The organism is Halomarina salina (assembly GCF_023074835.1).
GTDB lineage: Archaea > Halobacteriota > Halobacteria > Halobacteriales > Haloarculaceae > Halomarina > Halomarina salina.
The window spans coordinates 879211-900295 of record NZ_JALLGW010000001.1 but is presented as its reverse complement, the minus strand read 5'-3'; the positions used below and the strand labels follow the sequence as shown (position 1 = coordinate 900295).

At 66.5% G+C, this 21085-nt stretch carries 22 protein-coding genes; 15 read left to right on the top strand and 7 right to left on the bottom strand.

Going from position 1 to position 21085, the window contains the following annotated elements; genetic code table 11:
* Window positions 1-314: 314 nt before the first annotated feature.
* Window positions 315-455 (top strand): hypothetical protein, encoded by a 141-nt coding sequence (locus MX571_RS04540; RefSeq protein ID WP_247414398.1) that lies wholly within the window; start codon window positions 315-317, stop codon window positions 453-455.
* Between the two features lie 3 nt (window positions 456-458).
* Entirely contained in the window at window positions 459-1025 is a 567-nt protein-coding gene (locus MX571_RS04535) for a class I SAM-dependent methyltransferase (RefSeq protein ID WP_368408983.1), read from the top strand.
* Between the two features lie 33 nt (window positions 1026-1058).
* Here the strand turns inward: MX571_RS04535 and MX571_RS04530 are convergent, their stop codons facing one another.
* Window positions 1059-2177: a glutamate-cysteine ligase family protein gene (locus MX571_RS04530; protein WP_247414396.1), complete on the bottom strand. Its 1119-nt coding sequence runs from the start codon at window positions 2175-2177 to the stop codon at window positions 1059-1061.
* Window positions 2178-2454: 277 nt separating this feature from the next.
* Here MX571_RS04530 and MX571_RS04525 point away from each other — a divergent pair, with 277 nt between their 5' ends.
* The 3 genes from MX571_RS04525 (at window position 2455) to MX571_RS04515 (ending at window position 4506) form a co-directional block, all read left to right on the top strand.
* Window positions 2455-3309, top strand: a complete 855-nt coding sequence (locus tag MX571_RS04525) for a polyprenyl synthetase family protein (protein WP_247414395.1) — start codon at window positions 2455-2457, stop codon at window positions 3307-3309.
* 91 nt (window positions 3310-3400) lie between these two features.
* The gene (locus tag MX571_RS04520; RefSeq protein ID WP_247414394.1) at window positions 3401-3784 is read left to right on the top strand and encodes a hypothetical protein; all 384 of its coding nucleotides are present in this window, start codon (window positions 3401-3403) and stop codon (window positions 3782-3784) included.
* 77 nt (window positions 3785-3861) lie between these two features.
* Complete coding sequence (locus tag MX571_RS04515) at window positions 3862-4506, top strand: SDR family oxidoreductase (RefSeq protein WP_247414393.1); 645 nt, start codon at window positions 3862-3864, stop codon at window positions 4504-4506.
* Window positions 4507-4550: 44 nt separating this feature from the next.
* Here MX571_RS04515 and MX571_RS04510 read toward each other — a convergent pair whose 3' ends face one another.
* Together MX571_RS04510 and MX571_RS04505 are read right to left on the bottom strand one after the other, a co-directional pair.
* On the bottom strand, window positions 4551-4766 hold the full coding sequence (locus tag MX571_RS04510) for a hypothetical protein (protein ID WP_247414392.1): 216 nt from the start codon (window positions 4764-4766) through the stop codon (window positions 4551-4553).
* A gap of 114 nt (window positions 4767-4880) precedes the next feature.
* Complete coding sequence (locus MX571_RS04505; RefSeq protein WP_247414391.1) at window positions 4881-5861, bottom strand: NAD(P)-dependent oxidoreductase; 981 nt, start codon at window positions 5859-5861, stop codon at window positions 4881-4883.
* Window positions 5862-6084: 223 nt separating this feature from the next.
* On the opposite strand from MX571_RS04505, the gene MX571_RS04500 reads away from it, so the two are divergent.
* The 8 genes from MX571_RS04500 to MX571_RS04465 all read left to right on the top strand — a co-directional run bounded on the left by MX571_RS04500 (window position 6085) and on the right by MX571_RS04465 (window position 15500).
* Window positions 6085-9687, top strand: coding sequence for a DNA polymerase II large subunit (locus MX571_RS04500; RefSeq protein WP_247414390.1), 3603 nt, complete (start codon window positions 6085-6087; stop codon window positions 9685-9687).
* Window positions 9688-10096: 409 nt separating this feature from the next.
* A complete protein-coding gene (locus MX571_RS04495; protein ID WP_247414389.1) occupies window positions 10097-10237 on the top strand; it encodes a hypothetical protein in 141 nt (46 codons plus the stop codon).
* 259 nt (window positions 10238-10496) lie between these two features.
* Entirely contained in the window at window positions 10497-11642 is a 1146-nt protein-coding gene (locus MX571_RS04490; RefSeq protein WP_247414388.1) for a hypothetical protein, read from the top strand.
* Window positions 11643-12646: 1004 nt separating this feature from the next.
* Entirely contained in the window at window positions 12647-13246 is a 600-nt protein-coding gene (locus tag MX571_RS04485) for a hypothetical protein (RefSeq protein ID WP_247414387.1), read from the top strand.
* The gene (locus MX571_RS04480; protein ID WP_247414386.1) at window positions 13243-13659 is read left to right on the top strand and encodes a hypothetical protein; all 417 of its coding nucleotides are present in this window, start codon (window positions 13243-13245) and stop codon (window positions 13657-13659) included. Before MX571_RS04485 ends, MX571_RS04480 begins: the two co-directional genes overlap by 4 nt.
* A gap of 163 nt (window positions 13660-13822) precedes the next feature.
* The gene (locus MX571_RS04475) at window positions 13823-14686 is read left to right on the top strand and encodes a hypothetical protein (RefSeq protein WP_247414385.1); all 864 of its coding nucleotides are present in this window, start codon (window positions 13823-13825) and stop codon (window positions 14684-14686) included.
* The gene (locus tag MX571_RS04470; protein ID WP_247414384.1) at window positions 14686-15150 is read left to right on the top strand and encodes a hypothetical protein; all 465 of its coding nucleotides are present in this window, start codon (window positions 14686-14688) and stop codon (window positions 15148-15150) included. Before MX571_RS04475 ends, MX571_RS04470 begins: the two co-directional genes overlap by 1 nt.
* 2 nt (window positions 15151-15152) lie before the next feature.
* The gene (locus tag MX571_RS04465) at window positions 15153-15500 is read left to right on the top strand and encodes a hypothetical protein (RefSeq protein ID WP_247414383.1); all 348 of its coding nucleotides are present in this window, start codon (window positions 15153-15155) and stop codon (window positions 15498-15500) included.
* Window positions 15501-15521: 21 nt separating this feature from the next.
* Here the strand turns inward: MX571_RS04465 and MX571_RS04460 are convergent, their stop codons facing one another.
* Together MX571_RS04460 and MX571_RS04455 are read right to left on the bottom strand one after the other, a co-directional pair.
* Window positions 15522-15749: a hypothetical protein gene (locus MX571_RS04460; RefSeq protein ID WP_247414382.1), complete on the bottom strand. Its 228-nt coding sequence runs from the start codon at window positions 15747-15749 to the stop codon at window positions 15522-15524.
* 235 nt (window positions 15750-15984) lie between these two features.
* A complete protein-coding gene (locus tag MX571_RS04455; RefSeq protein WP_247414381.1) occupies window positions 15985-16632 on the bottom strand; it encodes a hypothetical protein in 648 nt (215 codons plus the stop codon).
* 148 nt (window positions 16633-16780) lie between these two features.
* On the opposite strand from MX571_RS04455, the gene MX571_RS04450 reads away from it, so the two are divergent.
* The gene (locus tag MX571_RS04450; protein WP_247414380.1) at window positions 16781-17743 is read left to right on the top strand and encodes an AAA family ATPase; all 963 of its coding nucleotides are present in this window, start codon (window positions 16781-16783) and stop codon (window positions 17741-17743) included.
* Window positions 17744-17759: 16 nt separating this feature from the next.
* On the opposite strand, the gene MX571_RS04445 is transcribed toward MX571_RS04450, so the two are convergent.
* Window positions 17760-19058, bottom strand: coding sequence for a tyrosine-type recombinase/integrase (locus tag MX571_RS04445; protein ID WP_247414379.1), 1299 nt, complete (start codon window positions 19056-19058; stop codon window positions 17760-17762).
* A gap of 343 nt (window positions 19059-19401) precedes the next feature.
* On the opposite strand from MX571_RS04445, the gene MX571_RS04440 reads away from it, so the two are divergent.
* Window positions 19402-20448: a zinc-dependent alcohol dehydrogenase family protein gene (locus MX571_RS04440; protein ID WP_247414378.1), complete on the top strand. Its 1047-nt coding sequence runs from the start codon at window positions 19402-19404 to the stop codon at window positions 20446-20448.
* A gap of 30 nt (window positions 20449-20478) precedes the next feature.
* Here the strand turns inward: MX571_RS04440 and MX571_RS04435 are convergent, their stop codons facing one another.
* A complete protein-coding gene (locus MX571_RS04435; protein WP_247414377.1) occupies window positions 20479-21015 on the bottom strand; it encodes a GNAT family N-acetyltransferase in 537 nt (178 codons plus the stop codon).
* Between the last annotated feature and the right edge of the window lie 70 nt (window positions 21016-21085).

Below are 21085 nucleotides of genomic sequence, written 5' to 3'. Positions count from 1 at the left end.
AGCGACTGCGAACGCCTCTGAAGCCCTCTCGGTCTGCGCTCCCAGGTCTCGCTGCGCGCCTCGCTCGTTTCACTCGCTCGGTGCTTGCGTCGTCACCAGAACGCCCTGCGTTCTGGCTGGCTCACGAGAACGGAGTTCTCGTGAACGCTCGGGTTCGCGCAGACCGCTCGCCCACGTGAGACTCCCTCCGGTCGTCTCACTAGCTCTCGTTCGCTCGCGGTGCTCGCTCACGAGAACTTCATCCGCCAGGACCGCAACAGCCACCGCAGGTCCACACCGCACCCTTTTTCGCCACACACAGGAACGCTACTGGGATGACCGACGACCCGCCCGTCGCCCTCGACGCCTACGAGGCGCTCGCCGACGTCTACGACGACCTGATCGAGGAGAAGCCGTTCAACGCCTTCCTCGAACGGCCGGCGACGCGAGCGCTGCTCCCCGACGTGGACGGCTAGCGGGTGCTCGACGCCGGGTGTGGGCCCGGCGTGACGACGCGTGACCTCCGCGAGGGCGGTGCGGACGCGGTCGGCCTCGACGTCAGCCCCCGGATGCTCCGGCTGGCACGCGAGCGCGTCCCCGAGGCGTCGTTCGTCCGGGCGGACCTCGGGACGCGCCTCCCGTTCGCCGACAGCGCGTTCGACGGCGTCCACAGTTCGCTCGCGCTCCACTACGTCCGCGACTGGGAGGCGCTGTTCGGCGACCTCGCGCGGGTCTGTCGGCCCGGCGGGTGGCTGGTCTGCTCGACGCAGCACCCGTTCGCGGACTTCGACCGCCTCGGCGGCGACTACTTCGACGTCGCCGGGGTGAGCGAGGAGTGGGACGCGTTCGGCGAGCGCGTCGACGTGCCGTTCTACCGCCGCCCGCTCGAAGCCGTGGTGAACCCGCTGCTCGACGCCGGGTTCCGACTGGAGCGGGTGGTCGAACCGGAGCCGACCGAGCGGTTCCGCGAGGCCCTCCCCGAGAAGTACGAGACGGTGTCGCGCGAACCGACGTTCCTCTGTCTGCGGGCGGTGCTGGAGGGCTGACGAGCCGACACGGAGTGGCCCGGTTCACCCCGCTCAGTCGCCGCTGACCCGGACGCTGCGGATGTCGCGCTGGAGGCGCTCGGCGTGTTCGAGGCGGAGGTCGCGCGCCTCCTCGGCCGAGACGGACTCCCGGCCGTCGAACTCGTGGGTGACCGGGGCGAACGCGTCGACGTCGAACCCCATGCGGCGGAGGTACGAGGTGACGTCGGGCGAGGTGAGACCGTCCTCGATGGCGGCGTCGACGTAGCCGAGCAGTGCGCCGAACTCCGGGACGACGAGCGTGTCCTCTCTGACACCGCCCGTGTCGCCCTCGATGCGGAGCGCGGCCGTGTCGAGGTGTTCGGCGAGTTCGAACACGCCCTCGGCCAGTCGGAGCACCTGACTCGGGAGCGCGGTGTCGGGCGACCGCCACTCGACGGTCGGGAACGACTCGCGGAGCTGGACGGGCGTCCAGACGGCGCTCTCGGGGTCGAAGTTCGCTTCGATGGCCTGCCGGTCGACGCCAGCGTCCATCGCCGCGGTGACGAACTCCTCCCACCGGCGTTCGAGGTAGCGCGTCCACTCCTCGACGTCGCTGGCGTACGACCAGAGCCGGCCCTGGTGGGGGAGGTCCTGGTACGCGAGGCGGCGGTACAGCTCCGAACGCGCGCCAGCGGCCAGTCGCTCGCCGCGGTAGAACGGCGAGGAGTTGACCAGCGCCAGCGCGGGGTCGAGCGCGACGAGCAGGTTCATCTGTTCGACCTCGCGCCCGGGTCGCTTCTCCACGTGGACGTGCGTCCCGGCGCAGTGGCGCACGTACCCGAACTCCTCGCCGACGACCTGGTTCTGGATGCGCGTCCGCTCGCTCGGGAGTTCGCGTATCTCCTCGTCGCCCAGCGGCGTCCCGAGCGGGACGAGGTGCAACCCCAGGTCGTCGGCCCGGCGGAGCACCCGTCCGAGGCGGTCGAGCAGTTCGTCGCGGAGTTCCGCCGTCGTCTCGCACGGCGTCGTCTTGATCTCCAGTAGCGGCTCGACGAACTCCCGCTCGACGCCCGGAGCCACCTCGACGAGCGATTCCGGTTCGGTCAGTCGACCCGCGTCGTCGACCACCCAGTACTCGACCTCGATACTCCGCCGGAGCGGGCCAACCTCCTCCGATGCCGGCCCGCCCATCCCTGGTCCTCGTGTCCTTCGTGGCATTCTGCTCTCTCGCGACCGCAGTGCGGTAACACGCCACAGACGACGGGCCACTACAAGAAATCTTCGCGTACCGGTGCTACTCGCCAGCTGTTCTGGACGGACGTTCTGTAACGACTGTAAGAGACGAACAATCGGTCTGTAGAGCCCTCGTGTGGCGGACACTGCTCGAATCACGGTCCGAGCGGGGACGGTGGGCGCTCGCCCCTCCTTTCGTCACCTACAAACCACGTGCGGCCGTCCTTTTAAGCGAATGGAGTATCTGGAGTCCCGGCGCGACCGCGTCGAGGCGCGGTTGGAGGCGGTCCTCGACGGCGTCGAACCGTCGGAACTCGCCGACCAGGTACGGCACGTCTCGCTGTCGGGCGGGAAGCGCGTCCGCCCGACGGTGACCGTCCTCGCGTGCGAGGCGGCGGGCGGGGCGGCCGACGACGCCGTGGACTTCGCGGTCGGTATCGAACTCGTCCACAACGCCTCGCTGGTCATCGACGACATCATCGACGACTCGGACCTCCGGCGTGGCGTCCCGGCGGCGTGGGCCGAGTTCGGCTACGGCCCCGCCATCGTCGCCAGCGACGGCCTCCTCGGCGAGGCGTTCGCCCTGTTCTCCAGCGACCCCGAGGCGATGCAGGTGGTCAGCGAGGCGATGGTCGAACTCGGCGAGGGCGAGGCGAGTGAACTCGTCGAACAGCCCTCGACCGAGGCCGAGTACATGACGCTCGCCCGCCGGAAGACGGGCGCGCTGTTCCGCGCCGCGGCCGAACTCGGAGCTATCGCGGCCGACGCCGACGGCTACACCGTCGAGGCGTTCGGCGACTACGCCGAGGGCGTCGGCGTCGCCTTCCAGATTCGCGACGACGTGTTAGACGAGGTGGCCGACCCCGGCGAACTCGGTAAACCGACCGGCCAGGACGAGGTGATGGAGCGCCCCTCCATCGTGCAGGTCACCGACCTCTCGCCCGAGGAGGCCGACGAGCGGGCGCAGTCGGAGGCGAAGGCGGCCCTCGACGCCCTCTCGCGAGCACGAATCCCCGACGGGCGACGCGACGGGCAGGCGATGGAGTACCTCCGCGACCTCGCGGAGTTCGTCGTCGTCCGGGAGCGATAGAGGGCGACCGCAGGTGGTCGACAGGTCGGTCGAGACCGCCGACGTCATCGGGACCCATAGATTTTCGTCGCGCGCTGACGTTCACGGAGCTATGCCGATCGATGCCGACGAGTGGGAGGCCGGCGCAGCGACGGGAGACGACTGGGACGAGGTGAACGACCCCCTGGGGACGGAGAAGCGACTCATCGTCGCGTTCCTCGGCGAAGACATCGGGAAGGCGTACAGGAAGACGGAGATACTGAAGGGCGTCGAGTTCGCGGCCGACGACGCGCCGGGCACGCGACGAGGGCCTGTCGGCGCAATCGGCGACGCCGTCCTCGACGCCGTGAGCCACGTTGCCGCGGCGGGCATCGTCCTCGGCGACCTGGACCAGGCACTCACCGAACTCGTCGAGGCGGGAGTCGTCGAACGACGAGAGATAGCGACCGACGACGGGACCGAGACGTACTACCGGATGGCCGGCGCGTCCTCGTAAATCGGAACCGGTCGGTCGTGCGTCGCGGGGTCGGGAAGGCGTCACCGTCTTCCGCCCGACGCCCCAACTTCGAGTCCATGCGAGTACTCGTCGCTGGCGCTCACGGTCAGGTCGGACAGCACGTCACCGAACTGCTGAGCAACAGCGAACACGACACGTGGGGGATGGTCCGCGACGAGGCACAGGTCGACGACGTCGAGGACCTCGGCGCGGAGGCAATCGTCGCGGACCTCACCGCGGACGTCACCCACGCCGTCCAGGGCTGCGACGCCGTCGTCTTCGCCGCCGGGTCGAGCGGCGAGGACGTCTGGGGCGTCGACCGCGACGGAGCCATCAACCTGATGGGCGCGGCCGAGGCCAACGACGCCGAGCGGTTCGTGATGCTGAGCGCCATGAACGCCGACTCCCCCGAGGAGAGCCCCGAGGAACTGCGGGAGTACCTCGACGCGAAGGCCGAGGCCGACCAGCACCTCCGGGAGAGTCCGCTGGACTACACCATCGTCCGCCCCGGTGCGCTGACGAACGAGGACGGCACCGGCGAGGTCAGGGTCGGTGCGGAACTCGACCGGGACGACGCCGAGATTCCCCGCGAGGACGTCGCCCGGACGCTGGTCGCGACGCTCCCGCTCGAACGCACTCACGGGCGAACGTTCGAACTGCTCTCCGGGGACGAACCCATCGAGTCGGCGCTCGACGGTCTCGACGACGAGACGCGCGACTGACGGAAGGATTCGGCGGGAATCGGCCGCTCTGCTGCGTTCAGCGGTCAGCGGTACTCCCGTGACCGGTTCCCGAAGCGCTCGCGATACTCTCTGAGTCCGATTCGCGCGCGGCGGCGCGACTGGAACCCGAAGCCGATAGCGTCGCAGTCGGATTTCGGACAGACCCACCCGAACGTCCCCGTCTCGGGGTCTCGGAACACGTCCGTGTCGTCGTCACACCGCGGACACCGGTAGCCGCGGTAGAAGTCGTATCGAGCCATCTACCGGTGAACACGACCAGTCGCGCTTTGCGGCGACGGCTACACACGTTCATCGCGAGCGCCGCGCGTCTCGGTGGCTAGCCGGTCGCGTCGGAGTAGCCAGCGACCGGCCGCTCAGTCGGCGTCCTCGACGCGCGCCTCCGTCCCCGCCAGCAGCTCGACGACCTGCATCACGCCGGAGTTGTCGTCCCGGCCCATCCCGTTCTCGACCATCGACTTGTACAGTTCGTGGGAGAGTTCCGTGGCGGGCATCGGCGCGCCGAACGCCTCGCCCGCGTCCGTGGCGATGCGGAGGTCCTTGTACTGGTAGTCCGCGAAGAACCCCGGCTCGAAGTTCCCGCGAATCATCCGCGGGGCACGGTTGTCGAGCGTCCAGCACCCGGCCGCGCCGCCGCTGATGGCCGAGACGACGGCGTCGAGGTCAGCGCCCGCCTTCTCCGCGAACACGAGCGCCTCGCTCACCGCGACGTTCGTACAGGCGACGACGATCTGGTTGCAGGCCTTGGTGACCTGCCCGGCACCCGAGGGGCCGCAGTGGGTCACCGTCTCGCCCATCACGTCGAGGAGCGGGCGGTGCGCGTCCAGAGTAGCCCCGTCCCCGCCGACCATTATCGACAGACTGCCCTCGACGGCACCCTCCTCGCCGCCGGAGATGGGCGCGTCGAGCAGTGAGACGCCCATCTCGTCGAGTTCGCCCGCGATGCGCTCCGTGACGGTGGGCGAGATGGTCGAGGTGTCGATAAGGGTCATGCCCTCCGAGAGACCGTCGACGACGGGGTTCTCCTCGTCGCCCTCGCCGAGGACCACCGTCGTCACGTCCGGCGAGTCGGGGAGGCAGGTGACGACCACGTCGACGCGTTCGGCGACGGCCGCCGGGGAGTCGCCCGCCTCGCCGCCCCGGTCGACGAGCGTCTCGACCGGCTCGTCCGAGCGGTTGTAGCCGACCACGGCGTAGCCCGCGTCGAGCAGGTTCGAGGCCATCGGGAGGCCCATGATGCCGAGGCCGACGAAGCCGACGGTCGTGGTACTGGGGTCGGCGGCGTCGGTCGAGGTGCTGGCGTCCGCGCTGTCTGTGGGTTCGCTGGCGTCCGTCATGAGACGACGCGCGTGGCACGCGAGCAAAAGTGTGTGGTGTGTGGTCGCTCGCCACCGGCGGTCACGGCTGGCGACGTGTGCGGTCGCTGGTGGCTACCGACCCCCGGACTGTCGAGTCGGGAAGGTTTTTGCGTCCCTCGGACTACCTGCGGTGTATGTACGTACCGGACGCTCGTGACGTCGCGGAGCGCGAGCGGCCACCCGCTCTCGGGGGGGTGAGAGCGTGAGACCGGAAGACGAACGCTACTTCGAGCGACTGGAGTCGCGACTGGACCAAGCGTTCGACGTCGCCGAGGAGGCCAAGCGCCGCGGCGGCGACCCGAAACCCGAGGTCGAGATTCCCGTCGCGAAGGACATGGCCGACCGCGTCGAGAACATCCTCGGCATCGCGGGCGTCGCCGAACGCGTCCGCGACCTCGAAGGCGAGATGTCCCGCGAGGAGGCCGCCCTCGCCCTCGTCGGCGACTTCGTCGAGGGGACCGTCGGCGACTACGACACCGACGCCGGGAAGATCGAGGGCGCGGTCCGGACCGCCGTCGCCCTGCTGACCGAGGGGGTCGTCGCCGCGCCCATCGAGGGCATCGACCGCGTCGAGGTCAACGACAACGACGACGGCACGCAGTTCGTCTCCGTCTACTACGCCGGACCGATTCGCTCCGCGGGCGGGACGGCCCAGGCGCTCTCGGTGCTGGTCGCCGACTACGCCCGCGCCTTGCTCGGTATCGACGAGTACAAAGCGAGAGACGACGAGGTCGAGCGCTACGCCGAGGAGGTCGCCCTCTACGACTCCGAGACTGGCCTCCAGTACTCGCCGAAGGACAAGGAGACGAAGTTCATCGCCGAGAACAGCCCCATCTGTCTCGACGGCGAGGCGACCGGGCAGGAGGAGGTGTCGGGGTTCCGTGACCTCGAACGCGTCGACACCAACTCCCCGCGCGGCGGGATGTGTCTCGTCCTCGCGGAGGGTATCGCGCTGAAGGCCCCGAAGATACAGCGCTACACCCGCAACCTCGACGAGGTGGACTGGCCGTGGCTTCAGGACCTCATCGACGGCACCATCGGAAAGGACGAGGGGAGCGAGTCGGACGAGGACGGCGGCGATTCAGAGGCCGACGCCGAGAGCGAGGGGAGCGACGCCGACCACGACGACGCCGAGGACGCCCCCGTCGAACCGGACGGACCGCCGCGCGTCGACCCGGCGGACAAGTACCTCCGAGACCTCATCGCGGGTCGGCCGGTGTTCGGTCACCCGTCGATGCCGGGCGGGTTCCGCCTGCGCTACGGGCGCTCGCGCAACCACGGGTTCGCGACGGCCGGCGTCCACCCCGCGACGATGCACATCCTCGACGACTTCCTCGCGACGGGGACGCAGATAAAGACCGAGCGACCGGGGAAGGCCGGCGGCGTCGTCCCCGTCGACTCCATCGAGGGGCCGACGGTGAAACTCGCCAACGGCGACGTCCGGCGCATCGACGACCCCGAGGAGGCGCTGGAACTGCGCAACGGCATCGTCTCCATCCTCGACGTCGGCGAGTACCTCGTCAACTACGGCGAGTTCATCGAGAACAACCACCAGCTGGCCCCCTCGTCGTACGTCGTCGAGTGGTGGGAACAGGACCTCGACCACGCGGGCGCGGACCTCCAGGCGCTCCGCGACGACCCGCACGTCGACCTCGCGGACCCGAGTAGCGAGGAGGCGCTGGCGTGGGCCGAGGAGTACGACGCGCCGCTCCACCCGAAGTACACCCCCCTCTGGCACGACATCTCGGTCGAGCAGTTCGACGACCTGGCGACCGCCGCGAGCGAGGGCCGGTTCGTCGAGGCGGACGGGGCGGCGCTGTCGCCCGACGCCCCCACCGCGGGCGAGGGCGACACGCTCGTCCTCGACCGGACCGACGCGCTCTGTGGGACGCTGGAGAACCTCATCGTCCAGCACACGCAGGGCGAGGAGACGGTGACGATACCCGACGCTCGCCTCCTGGTGCGGTCGCTCGGCCTCACCGACAACCTGGAGCGGACGTGGACGCTCGACGACCTGTCGGAGCGAGCGCGGAACTGGCCAGCCGACGACGGGACCGAGGGCGGGAACGCCGTCGAGGCGGTGAACGAGGTCGCACCGTTCTCGGTCCAGGAGCGCGCGCCGACCCGCATCGGGAACCGGATGGGCCGCCCCGAGAAGTCCGAGAAGCGCGAGATGAGCCCCGCCGTCCACACGCTGTTCCCCATCGGCGAAGCCGGTGGCAGCCAGCGCGACGTCAGTCAGGCCGCCAGCCACACCGACTCGATGCGCGGGAAGGCCGGGCAGCTATCCGTCCAGGCCGCCCGCCGGGAGTGCCCCGACTGCGAGACGCGGACGTTCAAGGCTCGCTGCCCGGACTGCCGGACTCACACCGAGGCGGTCTACGAGTGCCACAAGTGCGAGGTGCGCGCGACGCTCGACGAGGCCGGGCGCGCCATCTGCCCGCGCTGTGAGGGCGAGGCCGAACCCGTCCAGTTCGCCGACATCGACCTCCGCTCGGAACTCGACGAGGCCCTCGCAAACGTCGGGGAACGCCCCGGGGTCTACGACATCCTGAAGGGCGTCAAGGGACTCACCAGCGAACACAAACTTCCCGAACCCATCGAGAAAGGGATTCTCCGCGCGAAACACGACGTCTCCGCGTTCAAGGACGGCACCATCCGCTACGACATGACCGACCTGCCCGTGACGTCCGTCCGGGCGAGCGAACTCGACATCACGGTCGACCAGTTGCGCGGGTTGGGCTACCACACGGACATGGACGGCGACCCGCTGCGCCACGACGACCAGCTGGTCGAGTTACGGGTCCAGGACATCGTCCTCTCCGACGGCGCGGCGGAACACATGCTCAAGACGGCGAACTTCGTCGACGCCCTGCTGGAGCAGTACTACGACCTCGACCCGTTCTACGACGTCTCCGACCGCGAGGAACTCGTCGGCGAACTCGTCTTCGGGATGGCTCCCCACACCTCCGCCGCCGTCGTCGGGCGGGTCATCGGGTTCACGAGCGCTGCGGTGGGGTACGCACATCCGTACTTCCACGCGGCGAAGCGGCGCAACTGCGACGGGGACGAGGACTGCGTCATGCTCCTGATGGACGGCCTGCTCAACTTCTCGAAGTCGTTCCTCCCCGACAAACGCGGCGGGCAGATGGACGCGCCGCTCGTCATGTCCTCCCGCATCGACCCGTCGGAGATCGACGACGAGGCGCACAACGTCGACATCGTCGACCAGTATCCCCGCGAGTTCTACGAGGCCTCGCGGGAACTGACGGACCCCGAGGAGGTGCCCATCAAGATAGCCGAGGAGACGCTCGGCACCGATCGGGAGTACACCGACTTCCGGCACACCCACGACACCTCGAACATCGCGCTCGGGCCGGACCTCTCGGCGTACAAGACGCTCGGGAGCATGATGGACAAGATGGACGCCCAGCTCGAACTCGCGCGAAAGCTCCGCGCCGTCGACGAGACGGACGTCGCCGAACGGGTCATCGAGGGGCACTTCCTCCCGGACCTCATCGGGAACCTCCGGGCCTTTTCGAGGCAGGAGACGCGCTGTCTCGACTGCGGCGAGAAGTACCGACGGATGCCACTCACCGGCGAGTGCCGCGAGTGCGGCGGCCGCGTCAACCTCACCGTCCACCAGGGGTCGGTGAACAAGTACATGGACACCGCCATCCACGTCGCCGACGAGTACGACTGCCGACCCTACACGAAACAGCGGCTAGAGGTGCTGGAGCAGTCTCTCGAATCGGTGTTTGAAAACGACAAGAATAAGCCCACGACTATTGCGGAATTCATGTAACTGCTGCCTCTCTGACATCTAATACAGTCCTTTTTCTACTTCGGTGTAGTAGGTCAGGTATCCCAGCGACGCCACTTTGGGCGTCGTGAAAGGTGCCGAGGGCGGGACCCTCGGCAAAGTAAGCGCGACGGACCGCGACGGAGCAGGCCCGTATCGAGCAGTTCGATACGTGCAGTCATAGGCATTGCGCCGTGCGGAGTTCGTCGCGTCTCCGCACCCATGAACTCGAACATCAACACGACGGTTCTGGTCGCGGCGTCTTCCTTTGACGCCGCTGGATGACGGTCACGCGGGTCGCCCGCGTTGAGACGTATTGCCCGCGAGCAGCGGCACTCGACCGCAGCGCGGGCTACCGTCGTCTATCCACGTATCGTACACCGAACAGCGTAGCGACCGCGAGGTGCTTGCCGTGACCGTCGACGACGAGACGACGCGTCGTCTCGACGAACGCCGCGAGACGCTCGAACGACTCGCCGCGAGCGACCTGCCAGCGAGCGAGTGGGCAGAAGTGCTACTCGCGCTGCTCGACGACGCGGAGGGCGCGTCATGAGCGTGGCTACCCACGCTCGGACTGGGAAGCCGCACCTGTCTTTTTTTCTCGTGCGGCTGTTGCAGGCGTCGACCGGCGGTGAAAGAGACGGTCACGTCGCGAGAGAAAACGCGCGACTGCAGCGGTGTCGCTACCACCGTCACCGCGACCGCAACCAGCACCGCTACCACTACACTACTACTGTATACGTAACAGTACGTTACGTACGTACGTACTCGGCTGACAGGTTCGTAACGCCCTGTTACGTCCGCAGTGAGCGGTGGTCAGCGTGACCGCCCGCGAGACGGTGCCGCTCAACTGGAGCGCGCCGCCGGAGTGGGACCGCTACCTCGCAGCCATCGAGCGAGAGTACGGCGCGAGCGGCACGTACGCGGGCGTTCTGCTCGAACAAGCGTGGCGTGAGTACCGCGACCGGCACGCGGCAGAGGACCTCGCCGACGAGTTGCTCGCCGCCCTCGGCAGACGGGCAGCCGCCGCGCGAGAAAAAAACGTCCCCGAGACGCGTGAGTCAGTATCGGGCGGCGGGCGGCGAGCGACGGTCCGAATCGCTCCAACGGTGAAAGACGCGATGAGCGCCTACGCTGCCGAGACAGGCGCAGCGAAACACGAGATACTCCGAGCAGTCGTCTGCTGGTATCTCGGCGGCGGTCGTATCGGCCACGTAACGGAGAAACTGGAAACAGCCGTCTCTGACGCGAGCGAGCGACTCACCGCCACTCCCGACAGTGAGACGCCGACCGTATCGGCTACCGAGAAGAAACGAGCGTGGCTCGCGTCGCATCTCGTCACCGACGATTCGAGCGGCGGGTTCACCCGCGAGCAGTTCGGCGACGCGCTCGCCGCCATGCCGTTCGATGGCGGCAACACCGAGCACATGCGCACCGCGCACCTCGACGCCGTTCTCGACCGGCTACGCTACACAGCGCACCCGAACAACGCCGACCTGTTCGTCCCGTGTGAGCAAGCCGAGCGGTTCGCTGACGACCTCGGCGTCGACCTCGACGCGCCAGCGATAGACCGGACGCCATTCAGCGACCTCAACACTGACGAGCGTGTCCACGGACTCCGCGTCGCACTCGCTCGACGAGCGCATGAGCACGGCGGGAAAGCCGCGCTCCGAACGGCAGCTATTCGTGCCGACGTGTTCGACGGAACTCCCGCAGCGTCGACGGTACGTGACCTTATGGAACGCGCTGCACGGGCTGACGGGTACACGACAGACACTCGTGACGGGTCGAAGCGGCTCCGATGCGACTTCGCTGCCGTCTCCGACACGGTTCGCCGCAGTCTCACCGACGACGATACCGGGGAGACGAGTGATGCAACCCGACAAGTCACCGGCGAGTTCGACCGACTACTCAGCGCAACTCCCGAGCGAGCAACAGACGGTGGGGAGGACCAATGACGAGCGTCGGTACTCGCGTTGTTCATCAGTGCGAGGCGACTGTGAGAGGTCGCACGGTCATCCACGTCGTTCTGCCACCACGGACGCCCGGACGGACGCCGCTCACCGATATTCGGTGCGCCGGGTTCGACGTGCTTTCGACGGCAGTAACACCCGCCGAGCTACCGTCGTGTCCTGTCGTCGTCGACTATGCGCGGAACGAGCACCTGCTCCTCCAACGAGTAGGGCAACCACTCGGGCGGGATGCCGATGCAATAGAATAATGTGACTCGTCGCCGAACGACGAGTTGCTTACACCCGAAGGGGGCCGCCGCTTACTGGCGACCCCGCCTCAGTTCACGGAGTTGCATCGCCCCGATGACGACAAGGGCGAGTTCTCCGGCGAGACGTGCAGCCGTCACGAGTAGTTCCGGCATGGGGTAGCTGTAGCTGTCTGTTGGTCGTATCCTGTCTGCGAACAGCGTCGACCTCGCCGCAGTGGACGGGGCTGACACCGGCCACGCCCTCGAAGTTGCTTACACCCGAAGGGGGCCGATGTACGATGCATGAGATTCGCCGCAGCGTTAAAAACATAAACGATTCACGCCAGCGCGTAGGCATGTGTGACTGCCCCCAACGCCTACATTAGAAGCCGTGCGGTGCCGAGTCGGTCAAATCCAGAGGTACAAGATAGTGCTACACCCAGTCACACCTGTCGATGACGCGGCGACACGCCGCCGAGACGCTCACGAAACGAGCAGTCCCAGTCGTCTGCTCGTCGTCGACCTGCTCGCCGTCACTGCACGGCGCACAGGGGCTATATCGCAGATACGCTCCGGCAGGGCGTGGCGGGGTCCGTCACGTCCGACCGGGCGAGCGTCTTCACGTTCATGTCGGGGGCGTCATGGCCCCGACCACCTTCTCACGTCGACGCGCAGTCTGATACTCGCCCACGAGAGGTAGCCACGCCGTCGCTATCGCCCGAATCATCAAGTAGATATGCAGAATACCTTTACATATCAACTATGGGTGAACGTGGCCCGAATCCCGACGACCTGCCGAATCTCGACGCGGTCAACATCGACGCGTCGAAGCCGACCGAGGAGTACACGCCGACCGAGCGACGGGCCGATATCCTCGCGCGACTGCGCGAAGCGGGCTGTCCGGCGAACCTGCCGTCACAGCGCGACCTCGGCGAGCAGTACGGCATGAGTCAGTCGGTTATCTCCCGTGACGTGGCGCTGTGCGTCGACTATCTCGCCGAGAACCTGTCGACAGGTCACGTCGCGACGACGAAGCTCGCGTACGATAGGGCGCTCGCTGGCGCGCTCGACGACGAGGAGTGGGAAGCAGCGTCACGAATCGCCGAGCGCCGGTCGAACTGGATAGAGGCACGCACGCTGCTGCGCGACCTCGACGCGAAGCTCGACTCGCTCGCCGAGCACCTCGACGCTGGCGACGCCGACCTGAGCGGCACGACCGGCACGCTCGCGCTGCCGGAACTCGTCACGGTCGACGGTGACGACGGCCCGCTCGTCGCCGAGCTATCGTCCGACGAGTCGAGTGCGACCGAGCACGACGGACCTGCCGAAGCCGAGCAGGCCAGCGAGGGCGAGTCGTCGTGACGCCGAGACGCCCGACGCACGCGAAGGTACGCGAGAAGGCAGCCCGACTGAACGACGCCCTCGGCGAGCGTGACGGCCCGCCTGTCGACGTGCCGGAGGGGTACGTGCTGTGCGAGGCAGTCGTCGCGGGCTACGAACCGCACTCGACGCCGACGATAGACGAGAAGCTCGCTCGCGTGCAGTCGGGCGCGACCGACGCAGCCAACGGCGAGGGCGTCGGCTGTGGCACGTGGCGTCGACGCGGGCAGGCCGTCGTGAATCTCGGTATGGTCGGTCCCGGTGGGGTCGAGACGCTTCGCGACGCAGGCGCGCGTATCTTCGTGACCGACGAGACGGACGACTACACGGCGACGACCGTGCTCGTCCCGCTGCGTGACCGGGTCGACTCGGACTCGAATCCCGGCGAGGAGTAGCGCGCACCGACGCGGTCCAACGCGGTTCGACGCAGTTCGACGCAGTCGCACGCTTCTCGGACGCGCGACCGCGCAGTTACGTGCGCTTACGCGCTCGAATCCGGGCAGCTGAGCGATTCGGCCAATCCGAACCTTGGTATATCAAGGTAGCAGACGTGTTGGCATGCCAAGCCGACCACGTGGCGACGGCGACCTCTACCTGACGAACCTGACGGCGAACAGCGAGGGCGACGGCGTTCGACGCGAAACGAGGGGGGCAGCGAAGGTGCTCGTCGCGCCCATGACGTTCCTGAAGGCGACCGACCTGCACCGTGGCTACGTCCCGGCGGCAGAGGTACGCGCGAGCGCTGAGCAGTGGGACGAGACGCCGATAACGCTCACGCACCCGATGGCGAACGGGCGAGTAACGAGCGTCGACGACCCGACGGGCGACGCCGAGCGAATCGGTCACATCGAGAACCCGCGCTACGTGCCGGGCGAGCACGCCGTGCAGGGCGACGCCGTGCTCTACACGGACGTACTGACGAGCGTCGGCGGCGACGCGCTCCGACTCATGAACAAGCTCACGTCGAACCGTGCAGTCGGCGTCTCGTCGAGCTACTTCGGCGAGTCGCTACCGCCCGGACACTACGACGGCGAGTATCGCGAGCAAGTCAAGGGCGGGCTGCGACCCGACCACGTCGCGCTGCTGAAGGGCAACGGCGGCGTCTGCTCGATACAGGACGGCTGTGCAGCGGGCGCTCCGGCTATCGCGGCGAACGCACACAGCGACGGCATAGCGACGAGCGTCGGTGCGGTCGAAGCGGAGCGCGAGCGTGGCGACCGTGCGACGCCGGGAGACAACACGACGCGAGACGGGACGAGTGCGGGTATCCCGACGAGTGTGAGCGCCGTCGAAGCCGCACGGGGCGACGACAGCGCGCCGAGCGCCGACCCTGACGCATTCCCTGCGCTGAGCGTCGGCGCGCGTATGGCGCAAACTGGGGCCGCTGACGGCGACGCAGGTACGAACGGAGGTGCTGAGTAATGGAGAACCAGCGCGGGTGGGGCGAGACGCCGCCGCCGGACACGTACTACGTCGTCGCCCTCCGCTCGATTTCGATGGGGACGACGCGTGCCGACGCCGAGTCGCAGGGGTATGACTACGCGCAAGCGCCGGAGTGGTCGAAGCTCGGCAGGACAGCACAGAAGCAGGGCGAGCAAGCCGTACGCGTCACGTTCGAGCCGGGCGACCTGCTGCCGACCGAAGTCGGCTTCGGCCACTGGGAGTCGTTCGGCGACCGCATGGCTGCACTCGGCGAGGGGCCGCTGTTCGACCGACTCGACGAGCCGACAATCGGCGAGCGACAGGCGTTCCGTCGTGACGCTGAGCAAGCCGTACGCACCGCTCGTGAGCGGCTGAGCGCGGTCTACGAGCAGGGCGACGCTGACGACCCGTCGGCGATAGCGAAGGCCGTCAACAGCGGCGACGGCGACGACGGGGGCGACTGACTGTGTCGAGCGCGTTCGCCGACGCCGACGCTGAGCGTGACGAGGAGCGCGCTGCGGCGTTCGACTGCGACGTGCTCGCGTCGTCACTCACAGGCACCGTCCCGTGGTGGGCGGAGGGCGTCGCCGACCACCCTTTCGCGAAGGTCACGCGCGACGCTCACGGCGACGTGTTGCACGCGGCGCTGTCGACGGACGCTCGCACTGCACTTCGCTCGGCGTCGTACTCGGTGGTCGGACTCACGACGGGCGGCGAGTACCTTGACCGGGGCGTGCGCTTCGTCGCCGTCCGACCGGAGAAGGCAGCGCGACCGATTCACGTCGTGCTCGGCGACTTGCTCGACGCCGACTGATAGACTCGTGCCGCGAGTCTATCACTTGCTCTGCGTCGCCGAACTATCACGGTAGGTTCTGATTTTGTGTATGCCGTACACTGCAAGCCCTATCGAGAACACGTAATAAAGCAGCGCGGGCGACCCATCGTAGTAGCTCCCTGTCACGCGAACCTCCGCAAACGGGTGGCCGTAGGTCACCGCAAACCATACCGTTGAGAGGACGCCGACGAGGACGCCTGTGATACCTCCCCGGAGCTGCTCGTCCATGATAGTGAGTGTTCAGTACTGCATCACAAATAGCTACCTGACTACACGATACACCCACGCTCTAAGTCTATCAGCTGATTCAGTCCATGTCGGACTGAACGAAACAGTGACCTCGTTCGTTGACGTACTCAGGTCATGAAGCGCACGAGTCACGAGCAAGACGGCGACGAAGCGGCGTGGCTGCACATCCTCGCACGGCGTCGACGCCGCGAGGAGCAGGAAGACGACGAGTGACTCAGTGAATGCCCTTCGGCGTGGCTTTGTCGCTCGCTCGACCATACTCTCGTACGTCGTGCTGTAGTCCCTTGTCGAAGAACACAGTCGTCAGCATGGGTACGACGAACACGAGGAGCGCGGTGCGTAGGGGTCCGATAGGAAGGTCAATCAGCGACAGCGCAAGAATCGCCGTGACACCAATGGCGTGATAGCCTACTGACCGACCGAGCAGGCTGTTCGCGCGGGCCATACGTCCGTACGCGGGTACGGCGATAAGCGGGTAAATGACGAACACGAGCAGGATGATAGACCGCACAATCGTCACAGGGTGTCCGAGCGGCAGAGTAGGGGCTTCAACGAGCAGATTCACAATGAAATATACCAGCGACAGTAGCTCGAAGATGGCGAAGTACGTCAACGTGAACTGCGGATAGACGAGGCGCAGGTGGCTGAGCCGTGAGATAGGGGTCCAGCCGTCCGGTCTACCCTGTAGCACGTCATGCCGCAGCACGTCGGTATCGCGCATCGTTACCGCCAACTCGATACCGATAACCAGCGCGAGCGTCGCTAGGAGCGCAATCGAGTCGATTGCACCGGACGTGCTCGGAAGAGCGCCACTGCTGTTGTTCGCTTGCATCGCCAACGCGACCGTACCGACAGCGACCATTCTCGTCGTTCAGTTCGTCAACGGCGATGAAACTCTCCCGGCTACACACGTAGAATTGCCCGGCAGTGAGAGCGTCAGTCAGCGTCATGACCGACAGAGAGTCCGACGAACCGAATACTTCTTGTCTCACTGACCGTTTGAGCGAGTTATGGCCCCGCTCGGATTCTACGGGTCGCTCGCGACGGCAGGCGGTGTCTTTCTCGGTTTGCTCAGTGCGTATCTCACGAGTCGTATTGCCGGAATGCAATCTGAGCGAGATAGTATTCGTCGTCGTGTAGAAGCAGTTGATGCACGGCGGCGGAGTCTCCGTGAGCAACGCGAACTCATACGCGATGAAATCGAGGGTATCGAAGAGAAATGGGCGCGAGAGGAGCGCGAAAGCAAAGCCAAGCGCGATATTAAAGAATTCATAGATGACCATGCTGGAGAAGACTGGTCTCCTGCACCGAAAGACGTGGAGTTTACCGATGTATTAGACGAGGTCGCGTCGTTCGTCAACGTTCCTCGCGATGCTCTACCAGCTGAACACATTGACGAAGCGAGTGAACGCTTTGGCGACATACTCTATGTGCTTGAAAAAGCGCAAATTCCCTATGCCAGACCGGACCCGCTCGCACTAATGGGCGATATAGCGACTGCAACTAACGCCGATTCAAGTAACAGGTGGGCAGTCCAAGAGCGAGAGAGATACGACGCACAGCGGTCTAGGCTAGTCGAAGTGTCAACGGAGATGAGTGCGCTGCAACGTGAGCGAGAAAGCCTCTCCGACCGATTTGAAAATACAGACCCAGAGCAGTTGCGAAGCAATCTCAAGGACGTTGGACTCGCTGCGATTGCGTCAGTGATATTCCCGTTGGTGGTAGCAGGGATGCATGTCTCGGGCCTCGTCGTACCGGGAATCCCGTTTGCGACGACTATCGAACCTCTCGTCGTCTTTGCAATATGGGTGGTCGGACTCGGCGTCGTATTCGCGCACATGAATAGCGAGCTAACGGACAATGATGACTCGCTTCCAGACGAGTCAGCAGCAGTAGAAAACGATTCGGAAACAGACGACCCGCCAGCCGAAGCCGAAGCAGTCGAAGCGACGGAATCAGAAGCCGCTGACTGAACCGCGCGTTAGCGCGCTATTCCGCGACACCGAGTCGGTCGAGCAGTGCGGCTTTCACTGCGGGGTCGGCGAGCAGCGCGTCAAGCTCGCCGAGTTCGTCGAGCGTGTCGTTTTCGTCGGGTGCAGTCACCGCGTAGGACGCTTTCATGTCCTCGTTCATGCGGTCAACGACAGCCACCGCGTCGGGTGTGTAGACGTAGCCACAGCGGGAACACGCCTTCGCGTTCGGTGCGAGCGGCGCGGAGCAGTACCGGCAGGCATCGGGCGTGAACGGTGATTCGTCCTCCGGGTCAACGAGGCCCGCGCCTTCGTTCGCTCGCTGGATGTGGTCGTCACCGGAGAGGTGCGAATACGTCGTCTCCATCACGTTCGACGCCGGGTGGTGGCCGATGAGGAACTTTACCGTGTCGTCCGGAATCCGGTAGTTACGTTTGCAGATAGTGACGAAGTTGTGCCGCATGGCGTGCGGGTGCATTGGCTTCTCGATACCCGCGTCGGCCTTGATGTCGGCCATGACCCGCCGCACCGTCTCGCCTGCAATCGGGACAGACGGGTCAACAGCGGCGAAGTTCGGTCGGGCGGTGACGAGGTAGTTGTCGGGCTGTGGGTCGGGGTGGTACTCCAACCAGTCTCGGACGGTCGCCTTCGCCATGAGCAACGGCCGTGGTGCGAACGGCTGGTGTATCTTCTTTAGCCCGTCTACTTCTGAGTTGAATCGCCACTCGCCCGCCTGCACGTCCACGTCCTTCACGCGGAGTGTCCGAAGCGCACCGCGTCGCATCCCGGTGTAGAGGAGTAGGTCGAAGATGAGCAGGTCACGGACGTTATCGGCCGCTTCGCGAGCCATGTGGATTTCCTCCTTCGTCAACATATCCGCCGGGTCGATGTGCGTATCGGCTTTGTCGAATAGCTGTATCTCGTCGGGCGTCACGCTGAATCCGTCGTGGTAGCCGTAGAAGACGCGGAGCGCGGCCTGATACGACCGAAGCGTTCCCATCGTCAGCCCGTCGTCCTTGACAGACCGGTGCGTGCCGTCGAGCATGGCCTGTATGTCGGCGTTCAACTCGGCAGCGGTCGCGGTCGTCAGGTCGCGCTCACGGGCGAAGATAGCGAGTCGGTACAGCCACGACATGAGCGTCGCTGGTTCGCGATAGCCCTCTCCGGCTGGTTTCGAGACAGTGACGTTGCGCTCGTCGTAGGCGTTGATGACTTCGCGAATAGCGGCGGCGCTCGCGGCGTCGATATCGCCCGCTTCGACGTACTCGTCGAACGTGCGGAAGCGAGCGGCCAGTTTGTCGCGTGGCGTGTTGGCCATACCCATACTCCGCGCTCAGCGGACTTAACTAGGAGGGTTTTCGCAGATGTCGTGCGCGTATTCGACAAGAACAAGCAGAGCGGGATTGCGGACTTCATGTAGGACGTTTTGCTGCGTTCGCCCTGCGACGGCACGCCTCGCTGTCGCTCGGCGGTCGTCGTTGGCTCACTGGCAAAACCTCCACTAAAAACCTCGTCACCCCCTGCGGGGGTTCCTCGGCCCGCTCGCTCACGCGCTTCGCTCGTTCGCTCGCGGTACAGTAACGGTGTGCTGACCACATCACGACGGCCGGCCCAGTTGCCGGGGCCACGGAGTATTACTGCCCCACGCGCCCACACCGAGTATGCGCGCCGCCGTCTTCCAGGGACCGGGAGAGATAACGGTCGAGGAGGTACCGAAACCCGAAATCGAGTCGCCGACCGACGCCATCGTCCGGGTGACCCACACCGCCGTCTGCGGGTCGGACCTCTGGTTCTACCGGGGCGAGAGCGACCGCGAGAGCGGGACCGCCGTCGGCCACGAACCGATGGGTATCGTCGAGGAGGTGGGCGACGAGGTGCGGTCGGTCGAACCGGGCGACCGCGTGTTCGCGCCGTTCGTCGTCTCCTGTGGCTACTGCGAGTTCTGTCGGAAGGGCCTGCACACCTCCTGCGTCAACGGGGACGGGTGGGGCGGCGACAACGGCGGCGGGCAGGGCGAGTACGTCCGTTCGCCGCACGCCGACGGGACGCTGGTACGGGTGCCAGACCGCCACGCCGACGACGAGGAGACGCTCGAATCGATCCTCCCGCTGACCGACGTGATGGGCACGGGCCACCACGCGGCGGTGAGCGCGGGCGTCGGCGAGGGCGACACCTGCATCGTCATCGGCGACGGCGCGGTCGGGCTGTGTGGCGTCCTCGCCGCTCGTCGGCTGGGAGCCGAGCGCATCGTGGCGATGGGCCACCACGAGAGTCGGCTGGACATCGCCGAGGAGTTCGGCGCGACCGAGACCGTCTCGGCGCGAGGCGAGGAGGCCGTCGAGCGGGCGAACGAGTTGACCTACGGCGGCGCGAACCACGTCGTCGAGTGCGTCGGCGCGGCGTCGTCGATGGACACCGCCATCGGAGTCTGTCGGCCCGGCGGGACGGTCGGCTACGTCGGCGTCCCGCACGGCGTCACCGACGAGGGGCTGGACCTGCTGTCGATGTTCCGGGACAACGTCGCGCTGGAGGGTGGCGTCGCGCCAGTTCGAGCGTACGCCGACGAACTGCTCGCCGACGTGCTCCAGGGGACGCTTGACCCCTCGCCCATCTTCACGAAGACGGTGGACCTCGACGGCGTCCCGGAGGGCTACCGGGCGATGGACGAACGCGAGGCCATCAAGGTGCTCGTGAAACCGGAGCACTGAGCGGCGTCGGTTACCCGAGCGGTGACCGCATCACTCCGCGCGCCACTCGTCTTCGAGGACGGCGTAGAGGTGTTCGTCGAGGTACTCGCCGTGGAGGTACATCGCCTCGCGGTGGACGGCCTCGTGACGGAAGCCGAGTTTCTCCCAGATACGCTGCGACCCGACGTTCCCCTCGAACACGCGGGCGATGACGCGGTGGTGGCGGCGCGCGTCGAACGCGTAGTCCGTGACGAGACGGGCCGCGTCAGTGCCGTAGCCCTCGCCCCAGAACGGTTCGGCGAGGAAGAGACCGATCTCGGCGGTCGTGCCGACGTCGCCGTCCTTCGGGTGGAGGCCGACGCTGCCCATCGGTTCTTCGTCGCGGCAGACGAGCAGACTGACGCTGTCGTCGCTGGAGCAGCGCTCCTCGAACCACTCCCGCTCCTGGTGGCCGTTGATGGGCGAGGTAGCGCCGAGGAACCGACGGACCTCGGGGTCGTTGACCTGTTCCTGGAGGAAGTCGAGGTCCTCCTCCTCGACCGTGCGAAGCGAGATTCGCTCGCCCTCGATGAACGCTGGACCGGGCATACGCGACAGTCGGCAGGCGGTACAAAGCCCTTTCTGGAGCCGTGTGAAATCGTCGCAGACCCCACTGGCG

Coding starts and splice junctions, on each gene's coding strand:
- MX571_RS04540 (WP_247414398.1), top strand. CDS start 315: ATGACCGACGACCCGCCCGTCGCCCTCGACGCCTACGAGGCGCTCGCC.
- MX571_RS04530 (WP_247414396.1), bottom strand. CDS start 2,177: ATGGGCGGGCCGGCATCGGAGGAGGTTGGCCCGCTCCGGCGGAGTATC.
- MX571_RS04525 (WP_247414395.1), top strand. CDS start 2,455: ATGGAGTATCTGGAGTCCCGGCGCGACCGCGTCGAGGCGCGGTTGGAG.
- MX571_RS04520 (WP_247414394.1), top strand. CDS start 3,401: ATGCCGATCGATGCCGACGAGTGGGAGGCCGGCGCAGCGACGGGAGAC.
- MX571_RS04515 (WP_247414393.1), top strand. CDS start 3,862: ATGCGAGTACTCGTCGCTGGCGCTCACGGTCAGGTCGGACAGCACGTC.
- MX571_RS04510 (WP_247414392.1), bottom strand. CDS start 4,766: ATGGCTCGATACGACTTCTACCGCGGCTACCGGTGTCCGCGGTGTGAC.
- MX571_RS04505 (WP_247414391.1), bottom strand. CDS start 5,861: ATGACGGACGCCAGCGAACCCACAGACAGCGCGGACGCCAGCACCTCG.
- MX571_RS04485 (WP_247414387.1), top strand. CDS start 12,647: ATGGGTGAACGTGGCCCGAATCCCGACGACCTGCCGAATCTCGACGCG.
- MX571_RS04475 (WP_247414385.1), top strand. CDS start 13,823: ATGCCAAGCCGACCACGTGGCGACGGCGACCTCTACCTGACGAACCTG.
- MX571_RS04470 (WP_247414384.1), top strand. CDS start 14,686: ATGGAGAACCAGCGCGGGTGGGGCGAGACGCCGCCGCCGGACACGTAC.
- MX571_RS04460 (WP_247414382.1), bottom strand. CDS start 15,749: ATGGACGAGCAGCTCCGGGGAGGTATCACAGGCGTCCTCGTCGGCGTC.
- MX571_RS04455 (WP_247414381.1), bottom strand. CDS start 16,632: ATGGTCGCTGTCGGTACGGTCGCGTTGGCGATGCAAGCGAACAACAGC.
- MX571_RS04450 (WP_247414380.1), top strand. CDS start 16,781: ATGGCCCCGCTCGGATTCTACGGGTCGCTCGCGACGGCAGGCGGTGTC.
- MX571_RS04445 (WP_247414379.1), bottom strand. CDS start 19,058: ATGGCCAACACGCCACGCGACAAACTGGCCGCTCGCTTCCGCACGTTC.
- MX571_RS04440 (WP_247414378.1), top strand. CDS start 19,402: ATGCGCGCCGCCGTCTTCCAGGGACCGGGAGAGATAACGGTCGAGGAG.
- MX571_RS04435 (WP_247414377.1), bottom strand. CDS start 21,015: ATGCCCGGTCCAGCGTTCATCGAGGGCGAGCGAATCTCGCTTCGCACG.